At 56.7% G+C, this 13,384-nt stretch carries 12 protein-coding genes; 5 read left to right on the forward strand and 7 right to left on the reverse strand.

Annotated features, from left to right (window positions below; genetic code table 11):
- A complete protein-coding gene (locus PGR79_RS02945; protein WP_087859333.1) occupies nucleotides 1-633 on the reverse strand; it encodes a CDP-alcohol phosphatidyltransferase family protein in 633 nt (210 codons plus the stop codon).
- A gap of 100 nt (nucleotides 634-733) precedes the next feature.
- On the opposite strand from PGR79_RS02945, the gene PGR79_RS02950 reads away from it, so the two are divergent.
- Complete coding sequence (locus tag PGR79_RS02950) at nucleotides 734-1,132, forward strand: pyrimidine (deoxy)nucleoside triphosphate diphosphatase (RefSeq protein WP_087859332.1); 399 nt, start codon at nucleotides 734-736, stop codon at nucleotides 1,130-1,132.
- A gap of 191 nt (nucleotides 1,133-1,323) precedes the next feature.
- Complete coding sequence (gene gdhA / locus PGR79_RS02955; protein WP_015705776.1) at nucleotides 1,324-2,667, forward strand: NADP-specific glutamate dehydrogenase; 1,344 nt, start codon at nucleotides 1,324-1,326, stop codon at nucleotides 2,665-2,667.
- Nucleotides 2,668-2,710: 43 nt separating this feature from the next.
- Here the strand turns inward: gdhA and PGR79_RS02960 are convergent, their stop codons facing one another.
- The 5 genes from PGR79_RS02960 to selD form a co-directional block, all read right to left on the reverse strand.
- Nucleotides 2,711-3,688, reverse strand: a complete 978-nt coding sequence (locus tag PGR79_RS02960; RefSeq protein WP_113373631.1) for an NAD(P)H-quinone oxidoreductase — start codon at nucleotides 3,686-3,688, stop codon at nucleotides 2,711-2,713.
- A 26-nt stretch (nucleotides 3,689-3,714) separates the two neighbouring features.
- A complete protein-coding gene (gene hchA / locus PGR79_RS02965) occupies nucleotides 3,715-4,566 on the reverse strand; it encodes a glyoxalase III HchA (protein ID WP_113373630.1) in 852 nt (283 codons plus the stop codon).
- Nucleotides 4,567-4,598: 32 nt separating this feature from the next.
- Nucleotides 4,599-5,318, reverse strand: coding sequence for a PA1136 family autoinducer-binding transcriptional regulator (locus tag PGR79_RS02970; protein WP_228302262.1), 720 nt, complete (start codon nucleotides 5,316-5,318; stop codon nucleotides 4,599-4,601).
- A 139-nt stretch (nucleotides 5,319-5,457) separates the two neighbouring features.
- Nucleotides 5,458-7,407 (reverse strand): DNA topoisomerase III, encoded by a 1,950-nt coding sequence (locus PGR79_RS02975; RefSeq protein WP_113373629.1) that lies wholly within the window; start codon nucleotides 7,405-7,407, stop codon nucleotides 5,458-5,460.
- A 4-nt stretch (nucleotides 7,408-7,411) separates the two neighbouring features.
- The gene (selD, locus tag PGR79_RS02980) at nucleotides 7,412-8,455 is read right to left on the reverse strand and encodes a selenide, water dikinase SelD (protein ID WP_032708315.1); all 1,044 of its coding nucleotides are present in this window, start codon (nucleotides 8,453-8,455) and stop codon (nucleotides 7,412-7,414) included.
- 226 nt (nucleotides 8,456-8,681) lie between these two features.
- Between selD and phoC the strand changes: the two genes are divergently transcribed.
- Nucleotides 8,682-9,428, forward strand: coding sequence for an acid phosphatase PhoC (gene phoC, locus PGR79_RS02985; RefSeq protein ID WP_015705781.1), 747 nt, complete (start codon nucleotides 8,682-8,684; stop codon nucleotides 9,426-9,428).
- A 220-nt stretch (nucleotides 9,429-9,648) separates the two neighbouring features.
- On the opposite strand, the gene PGR79_RS02990 is transcribed toward phoC, so the two are convergent.
- A complete protein-coding gene (locus PGR79_RS02990; protein ID WP_430921030.1) occupies nucleotides 9,649-10,200 on the reverse strand; it encodes an NAD(P)H nitroreductase in 552 nt (183 codons plus the stop codon).
- Nucleotides 10,201-10,364: 164 nt separating this feature from the next.
- Between PGR79_RS02990 and sppA the strand changes: the two genes are divergently transcribed.
- Nucleotides 10,365-12,218: a signal peptide peptidase SppA gene (gene sppA, locus PGR79_RS02995; protein ID WP_087859327.1), complete on the forward strand. Its 1,854-nt coding sequence runs from the start codon at nucleotides 10,365-10,367 to the stop codon at nucleotides 12,216-12,218.
- Nucleotides 12,219-12,358: 140 nt separating this feature from the next.
- Entirely contained in the window at nucleotides 12,359-13,375 is a 1,017-nt protein-coding gene (ansA, locus tag PGR79_RS03000) for an asparaginase (RefSeq protein ID WP_045393280.1), read from the forward strand.
- The last annotated feature ends 9 nt before the right edge of the window (nucleotides 13,376-13,384 follow it).

Here is a 13,384-nt window from a genome sequence, read left to right on the forward strand (position 1 = left end):
CTACTGAGGGAGGTTCTGGCTTTGCGCCTCCCTCAGCGTCAGGTAGCCGCTCCAGATACGGGTGAAGGTTGTCAGCCAACATAGCGCGCCAAAACACCATGCCAGCCAGGGGAAGTGCGCCGGAAACAGACAACACAGCACAAATAGCAGGATTGTCTCCGTTCCTTCAGTCAACCCGCCTAGATAGTAAAATGATTTATGCGCATAGCCCGGATTGGCAATCTGATGCTTTGCCGCAAGGGTCGCAAATGCCAGGAAGCTGCTGCCGGTGCCGATAAATGCAAATAGCAGCCAGCCGCCCGCCAGCGCATTTTGCGCCGGGTCGGCAACAATAAAACCGAACGGCACCAGCGCGTAAAACAAAAAATCGAGCGAAATATCCAAAAACCCACCGGCGTCGCTGAGACCACGCCGCCGCGCCAGCGCGCCATCCAGGCCATCCAGCAACCGGTTCAGCACAATGGCCGCCAGCGCAGCACCGTACCAGCCGAGCGCCAGAAACGGCAGCGCCAGCACGCCGATAGCAAAACCGAAAAGCGTCAGGCCGTCAGGGGAGATCCCCGGACGGTCGAGCACGCGGGCGATAGCATTCAGTACGGGCTTCAATCGGGGATGCAGGCGGCTATCAAGCACGGTGACGCTCCATCAGGCTAAAAGGTTGTCGGTACAGGGGAAAGACGGAGATAATACGCCATTATGCGCAAGCCCGGTATTTGAATGATTCAGGATAACTATGCAAAAAACGATTGATGTCGTCGCCGCCATTATTGAACGTGACGGCAAAATTCTCCTGGCGCAGCGCCCGCCGCACGCCGACCAACCGGGGCTGTGGGAGTTCGCCGGCGGCAAAGTCGAACATGGCGAAAGCCAGCCGCAGGCGTTAGCCCGCGAACTGGAAGAGGAACTGGCAATTGTTGCGAGGCCAACCCGCTATATCGCCAGCCATCAGCGGGAAGTCTCCGGGCGTTTGATCCACCTGCATGCCTGGTGGGTCGCCGAATTTCGCGGTGAACCCGTCGCCCGTTACCATAGCGAACTGCGTTGGTGTACCCCGGCGCAAGCATTAGCATTTGATCTGGCGCCAGCGGATATTCCTCTGCTGAATGCCTTTATCGCTCAACAGGCAGGTTAGTTTCTCTTCCCCCTCTCCGACCTGGGTCATCGTTTTTAGTTATGACCCTTGTCGAATTATAAATTTTTCTCCGCGCTCAATTTTTCCTTGTCAGCCTAACGATTTCCGGTGTTATAGTCGGAAAAACGGCATTTTCAAGGCCGGGTATAAAAAATAACAAGCAACCACAACCGTAAGGGGAAATTACATCTATGGATCAGGCGTGTACTCTGGAAAGTTTTCTCGCCCGCGTTCAACAGCGCGACCCGCATCAAACTGAATTCGCTCAGGCCGTCCGCGAAGTGATGACCACTCTGTGGCCGTTCCTTGAACAGAATCCGCGCTATCGTCAGCTCAATTTGCTGGAACGCCTGGTCGAACCGGAGCGCGTCATCCAGTTCCGCGTCGTCTGGGTTGACGATCGCAATCAGGTGCAGGTTAACCGCGCCTGGCGCGTGCAGTTCAACTCCGCGATTGGCCCATACAAAGGCGGCATGCGCTTCCACCCGTCGGTCAACCTGTCGATCCTTAAGTTCCTGGGCTTCGAACAGACCTTCAAAAATGCCCTCACCACGCTGCCGATGGGCGGCGGTAAAGGCGGCAGCGATTTCGACCCGAAAGGTAAAAGCGACGGCGAAGTGATGCGCTTCTGCCAGGCTTTGATGACCGAACTATATCGTCATCTCGGCCCGGACACCGACGTGCCGGCGGGCGATATCGGCGTTGGCGGCCGCGAAGTCGGTTTTATGGCCGGCATGATGCGCAAGCTTTCCAACAATAGCGCCTGCGTCTTCACCGGCAAAGGTCTCTCCTTCGGCGGCAGTCTCATCCGCCCCGAGGCCACCGGTTACGGTCTGGTTTACTTTACAGAAGCGATGCTCAAGCGCCACGGTCTTGGCTTCGAAGGGATGCGCGTCGCGGTCTCCGGCTCCGGCAACGTGGCGCAGTTCGCCATTGAGAAAGCCATGGAATTCGGCGCGCGCGTCATTACCGCCTCCGATTCCAACGGTACGGTGGTAGACGAAGCCGGCTTCACCAAAGAGAAACTGGCCCGCCTGATCGATATTAAAGAGCGTAGCCACGGCCGCGTCGCCGACTACGCGCGCGAATTCGGTCTGACCTACCTCGAAGGCCAGCAGCCGTGGTCAGTGCCGGTAGATATCGCGCTGCCGTGCGCGACCCAGAACGAACTGGACGTCGATGCCGCGCAAATGCTGATCGCCAATGGCGTTAAAGCGGTTGCCGAAGGCGCCAACATGCCCACCACCATTGCCGCCACCGATCTGTTCCTCGACGCTGGCGTGCTGTTCGCGCCGGGCAAAGCAGCCAACGCTGGCGGCGTCGCCACATCCGGCCTTGAAATGGCGCAAAACGCCGCGCGTATGGGCTGGAAAGCGGAGAAAGTGGATGCGCGTCTGCACCACATTATGTTGGATATTCACCACGCCTGCGTCGAATACGGCGGTGAAGAGAAACAGACCAACTACGTTCGCGGCGCCAATATCGCCGGCTTCGTCAAGGTCGCTGACGCCATGCTGGCGCAGGGTGTGATTTAATCTGTGCCTTTATCCCCGACGCCCGGCGTCGGGGATATCAACGCTACTCCATGGTAATCACCACTTTCCCCAGATGATTACCGCTATCGAGGCAGGCATGCGCGTGCGCGATTTCAGCCATCGGATAGCTGGCGTAAATCAGCGGCTTACATTTACCCTGCGACAGCAGCGGCCAGACGTGGTCCTTCAGCGCCTGAGCGATCTGCCTTTTTTCTTCCGCACTTCTGCCGCGCATCGTTGAACCGGTCACGGTCGCGCGCTTGAGCATCAAGGTTTGAATATCAACATCATGGGCGATTCGCCCGCCCATAAAGCCGATAATCACCAGCCGCCCGTCTCGCTTCAGCAGTTCCAGGTTACGATTAAAATAGGGTCCACCCACGATATCGAGAATAACGTCGACGCCTTTACCATCGGTCAACTGATTGATTTTCTCTGCGAAATCATCGGTTTTATAATTAATGGCCGTAGCATAAGGACGCAGCGCCGCCACTTTTTCTTCCTGCCCAACGGTGGTATAGACTTTCATACCTAACTCATGGCACAACAGGATCGCCGTCGTCCCGATGCCGCTGGCCCCGCCGTGAATCAAGACGCTTTCATGAGGTTGCGCCCGGCCCATCTGAAACAGGTTCGCCCACACGGTAAAGAAAGTTTCAGGTATCGCCGCCGCTTCGCTAAAGCTCAGCCCAGGCGGTATTGGCAGCGTTTGCCCTGCCGGTACCGAGCAATACTCCGCATAGCCGCCGCCGTTGGTCAGGGCGCAAACTTTATCGCCGGGATGAAAATCCGTCACCTGCGATCCTACTGCCGCGACCACCCCAGCGACTTCCAGCCCGGGTATCGGCGTTACCCCTTCCGGCATCGGATATACGCCCTGTCGCTGTAAGATATCCGGCCGATTGACGCCAGCCGCTTTAACCTGGATCAGGACGTCGTTATCACCCACCGAAGGGATGTCGTCTTCACCAATCTGAAGAACCTCCGGGCCGCCCGGTTGACTAATTGAGATATACTTCACTGCTCCCCCTCATCATCAGATTGCTGTTACTTTGCATATTCGTCGAGCAACGCTTTTGCCGCCAGCTGACCGAGCGCATTCGCCGCAAAAGGGCTGTCCCCGGTTAGCACTTTACGGTCCTGATGCACACGACCTTTGATATCGCTATTTACGATCTCAAGCCCCATTGCTTTCAACGCTTCACCAAAATACCAGGTCAGGTGACCGGGCATATAGCCGATATCCGGCGTTTGTTTATCGGCGGCATCTGGAAACGCGCAAATGGCATAACCGTTTAACGGATTCTCCCCACGGCGTAACGCGAGGAACGCCGCCGGGCCGTGACAGAGCGAAATCACAAACCGATCGTGTCGTAGCGCCCAGCGCAGCGTTTCGGCGACGTCTTCACTCTCCGGCAGGCCGATAAGCGCACCGTGGCCGCCGGGAATAAATACCGCCGCATAATCGCTATCAGCATCCAGCTGCGCTAAGACGTCAGAAAGCGCCAGCGGCTGGCGGAACTGCGGCAGACAACGCTCGAAGAACGGCATAATCTTTTGGTCTTCTCGCGGCATCGCCCAGTATTCAAACTTGACCATTTGCCCGGAGAGCGTTGCAATATCAAAATCGAAACCTGCGGCATGCAGATGGTACATCGGCAATAGCGTCTCCACCGGATGATTACCGGTCGAAAAGAGCGTGCCGTTATCGGTGGGCAGATAACGTTCATCGGCGGCGATAACCAGCACTTTACGCCGTCCATTATAACGCCGCGTATAATCAGCGCCGCTAAGGTCAGACACCGCGCTGGTAAATTGGCTGAGAGAATAGGCCGAAGGAAAAAAAGCATTCTCTTCAGCATGGTCCACCTGTGGTTGTTTACTGATTTGTTCGCTCATCATCTTTTCCTTTTCATCTGCGGATATAGAGATTATTCACTGTGAGGCGGCGATATTTCACCGTTCAGCATCGCCACCTGGACGGCCTGCGCCGTGGTCACTACCCTCAGGCGACCGCGCGCATGGCGCAAATGATTCTCCACCGTACGTTCAGAGATCCCCAGCACGGCGGCAATGTCTCCCTGCCTAAGCCCTTTGGCTACCAGAGTAAGTACTTCGATTTCTCTGCGGGTCAGTACGGTTGCATTACCTTTCTCAGCAGAGCTCAACAATCTCCGCGCGCAATGAAATGCCTCTATGCCCAGTAACATCAGCAGCATTTCGGCTCGCGGTGATGCGTCGATGGCCATGCCGCCAAGGCTCAGCGCACCTTCAATACCGGTGTGGCCAAAAATGGGGATCTGCATGCCATGAAGCGCGCCTTTCAGGGGAACGTCGACAATTTGATACTCACCGCTGGCCGTGTCACTACCGGTTTTTCGCCACAAAAATGGCCGGGAGGCATGGATAAAATGCTGGTTGACCGGACAGCGCTGCAGGTAGGTTTGTTCATCTACCTCATCGTTAAACCAGTGCCCTTCAATCCAGTAAATGCGTTCAATATAGGGAGTACGTAGTGGGGAAATAGAAAATAGTACGATCCGGTCATAGCCAAAAGCAGACATCACATTTCTGACGTGTCGTTGCAGTTCAGCCATGGTGCTGACTGACCTGATTTTGAGGATACTGTCCATTGGATCGTTTACCATCATCATCCCTTCTTTAACATCAATGCCCCTAGTTTAGAGCAAGAAGGCGGAAATGATATGCGGGAAAACCCTCAGCCGGGTTAAGCGCCCTCAGGCGGAAGTGCGTTTTAGCTAAGCCCCTCAGTGGCGAGGGGCGGAGAAATTATTGCGGATTTTCCGGCGCGATATCCGCCGCCGGCTTTTTCCCTTTCGGCTTGCCCCTCCCTTTACTAAACGACTTTTTCGCCCCGCCTGGCGCGGCCAGCCCGCGGAACTGGCGCACCGGCGTGCTCCGCGCCTGATCGATAAGCTGGAACAGCGTCCCCACCAGCGGCTGCATAAAGTCCTGATAGCGGCACTGTTTTTCGCTGATTTGCGTCAACACCGACTCCCAATGGGCGGTCATATCCGGGCGCGCGGCCATTTCCGGCAGGGAATGGATTAGCGCCCGACCGGCGTCCGATGAGTGGATATAGCGCCCTTTTTTATTCAGGAAACCGCGCTTAAACAGCAGCTCTATAATCCCGGCGCGGGTCGCTTCCGTCCCCAGACCGTCGGTCGCGCGGAGGATCTTTTTCAGTTCTTTATCCTGCACAAAGCGGGCAATACCGGTCATCGCCGACAGTAGCGTGGCGTCGGTAAAGTGGCGCGGCGGCTGGGTCTGTCGCTCCACCACTTCACCTTTTTCGCACAATAGCTCATCGCCTTTGGCGACCACCGGCAGCGGCGTACCATCGTTCTCTTCGTCACGCTCTTTATTACCAAGCAGCGCGCGCCAGCCCGCTTCGGCGAGGAAGCGCGCCTTGGCGACAAATTTGCCGTTAGCAATATCAAGGTCAATCTGGCACTTGCGGAATACCGCATCCGGGCAGAACTGCATCAGATACTGACGAGCGATCAGGTTATAGACTTTCTCTTCGTTATCGTTGAGTTTGACCTGACTGCTGCGCGCGGTTGGGATAATCGCGTGGTGCGCATCGACCTTTTTATCATCCCAACAGCGGTTGCGGATCTCCGGATCCATCACCGGCTGCGGTAGCAGATCCGGCGCATGGACGCTAATCGCATTCAGTACTGCATGGCGGCCGGCAAAATGTTCTTCCGGCAGGTAGCGGCTATCCGAACGCGGATAGGTAATCAGTTTGTGGGTCTCATACAGCTTCTGGCAGATATCCAGCACGTTCTGCGCGCTGAAGCCGAAGCGTTTGGCCGCTTCGATCTGTAATGCTGACAGCGAAAACGGTAGCGGCGCCGGTTCGGAATCGCGCTTATCGTTATAGCCGGTCACGATTGCCGGCTGGCCTTCGATACGTTTAACCACATGCTCGGCCAGCGGACGATGCAGTAAACGCCCCTCTTCATCCTGATAGGGTTCGCAGGCTTCGCTTGGCACCCAGGTGGCGATAAACCGCTCGTCTTTTGGCGTGACAATATGCGCTTTGACGTCAAAGAAATCTTTGGCGACGAAGTTCTCTATCTCTTCATCACGACGTACTACCAACCCCAATACCGGCGTCTGTACGCGGCCAACCGACAACACCCCCTGATAGCCGGCATTACGCCCGAGAATGGTGTAGGCGCGGGTCATGTTGATGCCGTACAGCCAGTCGGCGCGAGCGCGGGCCAGCGCCGATACGCACAGCGGGACAAATTCGCTGTTCGCGCGCAGGCGTTTAATTGCCCGTTCAACCGCCTGTGGGTTCAGGTCGTTAATCAGGCAACGCTGCACCTGCTGGCGCTTTTCCGGCGCCAGCTGCAGGTAGTCCAACACTTCATCGACCAGCAGTTGCCCTTCTCTATCCGGGTCTCCCGCGTGAACCACTTCCTGCGCCTCGCCAAGCAGGCGCTTGATGACGTTCAGCTGTTTCGTGACCGACGGTTTTGGTTGCAGTTGCCACTTTTCCGGTACGATAGGGAGGTCGAGCAGGTTCCAGCGCGCATAGCGGCCATCGTAAACATCCGGCTGCGCCTGCTCCAGCAGGTGGCCGATACACCAGGTGACCACCTGCCCGTTGCCGCACTCAATAAAGCCATCGCCTTTACGATGCGGTTTAGGCAACACATCGGCGATAGCGCGACCAAGACTCGGTTTTTCTGCAATAAACAACCGCATCTAATCAACGGATCTCGATCATTGGACGCCCGCCGCGGGCGGTTACCAGCTCGCCAATGGCGGCAAGCTTGATGCCAAATTCCGCAGCAGCGGCCTGTACTTCGGCTTCAGCTTCCGGCGTTACCGCCAGCAGCAGGCCGCCGGAAGTTTGCGGATCGCACAGCAGATCGCGCCATGCCGCCGGCATCTCGCCCATCAAGTGGCCGTAGCTGGCAAAGTTGCGTCCGGTGCCGCCCGGCACCGCTCCGGCGGCGATATAGGCTTCAACGCCCGGCAGTTTAGGAATATCGGCGTAGTTTAGCTGCGCCTGAACGCCCGCGCCGCGGCAGACTTCGCTGAGATGCCCCAGCAGGCCGAAACCGGTGACGTCCGTCATCGCTTTTACCCCTTCGATATTGGCAAATGCGGCGCCGGCAAGGTTCATCTGACACATGGTCTCCGTCGCCAGCCCCTGATGTTCCGGCTTCAGCAGCGATTTCTTCTCGGCGGTAGTCAGCACGCCAATACCCAGAGGTTTGGTCAGATACAGCTTGCAGCCCGCCTGCGCGGTGCTGTTTTTCTTGATACGTTCGGTTGGTACCACGCCGGTCACCGCGAGCCCGAAAATCGGTTCCGGCGCATCGATAGAGTGACCGCCCGCCAGCGCAATCCCAGCCTGCTGGCAGGCAAAACGCCCGCCTTCAACCACTTCGCGAGCAATCTCCGGCGCCAGCGTGTTGATTGGCCAGCCAAGTATCGCAATCGCCATAATCGGTTTGCCGCCCATGGCGAAAATATCGCTGATGGCGTTAGTCGCCGCGATACGGCCAAAATCAAAAGGATTATCGACGATCGGCATGAAAAAATCGGTGGTGCTGATGATCGACGTCCCGTTACCCAGATCGTAGACCGCCGCATCGTCGCTGGTTTCGTTGCCGACAAGCAGGTTCGGGTCGACAAACTTCGCCTGCTCGCTATGCAGAATGGTTTCCAGCACCTTAGGGGAAATTTTACAACCGCAACCGGCTCCGTGGCTGTATTGCGTTAAACGAATAGCTTGCTCGCTCATGGACATCTCCTGTCATTGCAATCCCGCTATGGTAGCGCCCAAACGGCAAGGTGATAAGTGCGACAGTCCGAAATCGCGAGTGGTTGCTCATTAAGCAGACAAATATGCGTTTTTGCGATACCGAACAATTTTTTCAATGTGATTTTAACTTTTACTTACAGATGACAAAAATGTGACTAAAAACAAAACCATTGTTCTGGACATATAACACCGTAAGGAAATGTAGATGAAAAAGCGCGTTCTCGCCCTCTGCCTCGCCAGCCTGTTTTCCGTTAACGCTTTCGCACTGGTCCCCGCCGGCAACGATGCAACCACTAAACCCGATCTCTATTATCTGAAAAATGCCCAGGCCATCGATAGTCTGGCGCTGTTGCCGCCGCCGCCGGAAGTCGGCAGCATTGCATTTTTGAACGATCAGGCGATGTATGAGAAGGGACGGCTGCTGCGTAATACCGAACGCGGTAAACTGGCGGCTGAAGATGCCAACCTGAGCGCCGGCGGCGTGGCGAATGCCTTCTCCAGCGCCTTTGGTTCGCCCATCACCGAAAAAGACGCGCCGCAGTTACATAAGCTGCTGACAAATATGATTGAGGATGCCGGCGATCTGGCCACCCGCAGCGCGAAAGAGAAATATATGCGCATTCGCCCGTTTGCGTTCTACGGCGTTTCAACCTGTAACACCACCGAGCAGGACAAGCTGTCGAAAAATGGCTCTTACCCTTCCGGCCACACCTCTATCGGTTGGGCAACCGCGCTGGTACTGGCAGAGATCAATCCGCAGCGGCAAAACGAAATTCTTAAGCGCGGCTATGAGCTGGGCGAAAGCCGGGTTATCTGCGGCTATCATTGGCAGAGCGACGTCGATGCGGCGCGTATTGTCGGCTCGGCGGTAGTGGCGACCCTGCACACCAACCCGGCCTTCCAGCAGCAGTTGCAGAAAGCCAAAGATGAATTCGCCAAAACGCAGAAGTAACGTCATCGCCCTTGAACTCCCGGAGGCGGCGCTTAACGCGCCTTCTCCGGGCTACTAAATCGCACAGCGCTGTAGCCCCGGTAAGCGCCAGCGCCACCGGGGATTTTGAGATAACCAGCACCAGTAGTTTCAGCCAGCATGGTGAATAAATTAAAGGCAGGCCGCACGCCCCGTAGGCCGGGTAAGGCGCCAGCCGCCGCCCGGCGGAACAAGCGCTGACTCAGAAGCGCGTGACGAACGGCGCGGTATCCGGACGCGCAAACGTGGTTGATGCTTTTAACTGCGGCGTGCCGAGATAGAGGAAACCGACAATTTTGTCCTGCTCGCGGCAGCCAAAGCCTTCGCGGACAACCGGACTCTCGGTTAACGCGCCGCTACGCCAGATACCGTTATAGCCCTGCGCCACTGCGGCCATTTGCATCGCCATCACCGCACATCCTGCGGACATTTCCTGTTCCCACAGCGGTACCTTCGGATGTTCTTCACAGCGTGCGACCACCGCGATAATCAGAGGTGCGCGGAACGGCGCATTACGTGCTTTTTCAATGGCTTTTTCATCCTGCCCGGCGGCCATCGCCCCTTTTTCCAGCAGTTGGCTAAAGCGTTCGCGGCCATCATCGGCAATAATAAAGAACCGCCACGGCTGTAACGAGCCGTGATCCGGCGCGCGCATCCCCGCGTGAAGGATATTTTCCAGCTGTTCACCAGCCGGAGCCGAGTCGGTCAGGCGCGACGCGCTGCGGCGATTTACCAGTAGTTCGAGAGCATCCATCTGTGTAACTCCTGTGATGTCATTTTGCATAAAATTAACATGCGCATGGATTTTGTTACAGCCCGATGGGTGATTCCTGCTGACAAGTGTCGGCACTCTCTTTAGGATAGCCAGACGCGGCAGCCCCTGCGGCTGACCCATCATCAAAATATTAGGGAGAATACATGCGAACCCTTTGGCGATTTCTTGCCGGATTTTTTAAATGGACATGGCGAATACTCAATTTCATTCGCCAATTCGCGCTGAACCTGGTGTTCCTGGCACTGGTGCTGATTTGCGTCGGCATCTGGGCGCAGTTTAGCAGCAGTACCGCGGAACATACCGCGCGTGGCGCGCTGCTGATGAACATCACCGGCGTGGTCGTTGATAAACCTTCCGCCAGCAGCAAACTGGGAGTCATCGGCCGCCAGCTGTTCGGCGCCAGTTCCGATCGTCTGCAGGAGAACTCGCTGTTCGATATCGTACAGACGATTCGCCAGGCGAAAGACGACCGTAATATCACCGGTATCGTACTGGATCTGAAAAACTTCGTCGGCGGCGATCAGCCCTCAATGCAGTACATCGGTAAAGCGCTACGCGAGTTCCGCGACAGCGGTAAACCGGTATATGCCGTCGGTAGCAGCTACACCCAGGGGCAATACTACCTGGCGAGCTTCGCCAATAAAATTTGGCTCTCGCCGCAGGGTGAAGTCGACCTGCACGGCTTTGCCACCAACGGCCTGTACTACAAGTCGCTGCTGGATAAATTGAAAGTCTCGACCCATGTTTTCCGCGTCGGTACCTACAAATCCGCCGTCGAGCCGTTCATTCGCGACGACATGTCCCCGGCGGCGCGTGAAGCGGACAGCCGTTGGATTGGCGAACTGTGGCAGAACTATCTCAACACCATTGCCGCTAACCGCCAGATCACCGCTCAGCAGCTGTTCCCCGGCGCGCAAGGCGTGATCGACGGTCTGCGTAAAGTCGATGGCGATACCGCGAAATACGCGCTGGATAACAAGCTGGTCGACGAGCTGGCCACTTCGACGGAAGTGGAAAAAGCGCTGACTAAGCAATTTGGCTGGAGCAAAGCGGATAACAACTATCGCGCCATTAGCTACTACGATTACAACGTCAAAGCGCCTGCTGAACAGGGTTCAGCGGTAGCGGTTATCTTTGCGAACGGCGCCATCATGGATGGTGAGGAAACGCCGGGTAACGTCGGCGGCGACACCACCGCGGCGCAAATCCGCGACGCGCGCCTGGATCCGAAAGTGAAAGCGATCGTTCTGCGCGTCAACAGCCCTGGCGGCAGCGTCAGCGCCTCGGAAGTGATTCGCGAAGAACTGGCGGCGGCGAAAGCGGCGGGTAAACCGGTGGTGGTCTCAATGGGCGGCATGGCGGCATCCGGCGGTTACTGGATCTCCACCCCGGCGGATTACATCGTGGCGAACCCGAGCACCCTCACCGGCTCCATCGGTATCTTCGGCGTGATTAACACGGTGGAAAATACGCTCGGTTCAATCGGCGTCCATACCGATGGCGTCGCCACCTCGCCGCTGGCCGATGTCTCGACCACCAAATCGTTGCCGCCGGAAGTTCAGCAGCTGATCCAGATGAGCATCGAGAACGGCTATAAGCGCTTTATCACTCTGGTCGCCAACGCGCGTAAGAGCACGCCGGAGAAGATTGACCAAATCGCACAAGGCCACGTCTGGACCGGTGAAGACGCCAAAGCCAACGGCCTGGTAGATAGCCTCGGCGATTTCGACGACGCGGTGGCGAAAGCCGCGGAGCTGGCGAAACTTAAACAGTGGCATATCACCTGGTATCAGGAAGAACCAACGTTCTTCGCGATGGTGATGGATAGTCTGACCGGTTCGGTGCGCGCTGCTCTGCCGGCCGCGATTCAGGCATATCTGCCTGCGCCGGTTGCGGCTGCAGCAGACGTTGTGAAAACGGAAAGCGATAAACTGGCGGCATTTAACGATCCGCAGAACCGCTATGCCTTCTGTCTGACCTGCGCCAATATTCGTTAATCCCCCGTCTGCCCCCACCGTGGGGCAGCGTTTCAACGACATTAAATTCAAGCGCTTCTCTGCAACTCCCAGGGTTAGCGCTTTATTTTTTTGCCTGCCACTTTATACTGCGCCTGTTCACGTCCAACCTAAGCGATGCTATGCAAAAGAAATCGATTTACGTTGCCTACACCGGTGGGACCATCGGTATGCAGCGCTCCGATCACGGTTATATCCCCGTTTCCGGCCACCTGCAGCGCCAGCTGGCGCTAATGCCCGAGTTCCACCGCCCGGAGATGCCGGACTTCACTATTCATGAATATGCGCCGTTAATGGACTCGTCTGATATGACGCCGGAAGACTGGCAGCATATCGCTGACGACATTCGCGACCACTACGACCAGTACGATGGTTTTGTTATCCTGCACGGCACCGACACCATGGCCTTCACCGCTTCGGCGCTGTCGTTCATGCTGGAGAACTTAGGTAAGCCGGTCATTGTGACAGGGTCACAAATCCCGCTAGCCGAGCTGCGTTCCGATGGGCAAATCAACTTGCTCAATGCGCTGTACGTCGCCGCCAACTATCCCATCAACGAAGTTTCGCTGTTCTTCAATAATCGTCTGTATCGCGGTAACCGCACGACCAAGGCCCACGCAGACGGTTTTGATGCCTTTGCTTCGCCAAACCTGGCGCCGCTGCTGGAAGCCGGCATCCATATCCGCCGTCTCGGTACCCCGCCGGCGCCACACGGAAATGGCGAGCTGATCGTCCACCCGATTACGCCGCAGCCTATCGGTGTGGTTACTATCTATCCTGGGATTTCTGCCGATGTGGTGCGTAATTTCCTGCGTCAGCCGGTGAAAGCGCTGATCCTGCGCTCCTATGGCGTAGGCAATGCGCCGCAGAACGGCGAGTTTATTCAGGTCCTGGCGGAAGCCAGCCAGCGCGGTATTGTGGTGGTGAACCTGACGCAATGCATGTCGGGTAAGGTGAATATGGGCGGCTATGCCACCGGCAACGCGCTGGCGCAGGCCGGAGTTATTAGCGGTTTTGATATGACCGTGGAAGCGACGCTGACCAAGCTACACTATCTGCTCAGTCAGAACCTTGATGGTGCGGCCATTCGAAACGCCATGCAGCAAAACCTGCGCGGCGAGCTGACCCCTGATGAATAAGGAGCAAGC

The organism is Klebsiella sp. 141161, assembly GCF_050600815.1.
Classification (GTDB): Bacteria; Pseudomonadota; Gammaproteobacteria; order Enterobacterales; family Enterobacteriaceae; genus Klebsiella; species Klebsiella aerogenes.

Excerpts from the sequence above, each read along its gene's own strand:
- selD (WP_032708315.1), bottom strand. The coding sequence starts at position 8,455 with ATGAGCGAGCAAGCTATTCGTTTAACGCAATACAGCCACGGAGCCGGT.
- sppA (WP_087859327.1), top strand. The coding sequence starts at position 10,365 with ATGCGAACCCTTTGGCGATTTCTTGCCGGATTTTTTAAATGGACATGG.
- PGR79_RS02970 (WP_228302262.1), bottom strand. The coding sequence starts at position 5,318 with ATGATGGTAAACGATCCAATGGACAGTATCCTCAAAATCAGGTCAGTC.
- phoC (WP_015705781.1), top strand. The coding sequence starts at position 8,682 with ATGAAAAAGCGCGTTCTCGCCCTCTGCCTCGCCAGCCTGTTTTCCGTT.
- PGR79_RS02975 (WP_113373629.1), bottom strand. The coding sequence starts at position 7,407 with ATGCGGTTGTTTATTGCAGAAAAACCGAGTCTTGGTCGCGCTATCGCC.
- PGR79_RS02950 (WP_087859332.1), top strand. The coding sequence starts at position 734 with ATGCAAAAAACGATTGATGTCGTCGCCGCCATTATTGAACGTGACGGC.
- gdhA (WP_015705776.1), top strand. The coding sequence starts at position 1,324 with ATGGATCAGGCGTGTACTCTGGAAAGTTTTCTCGCCCGCGTTCAACAG.
- ansA (WP_045393280.1), top strand. The coding sequence starts at position 12,359 with ATGCAAAAGAAATCGATTTACGTTGCCTACACCGGTGGGACCATCGGT.
- hchA (WP_113373630.1), bottom strand. The coding sequence starts at position 4,566 with ATGAGCGAACAAATCAGTAAACAACCACAGGTGGACCATGCTGAAGAG.
- PGR79_RS02990 (WP_430921030.1), bottom strand. The coding sequence starts at position 10,200 with ATGGATGCTCTCGAACTACTGGTAAATCGCCGCAGCGCGTCGCGCCTG.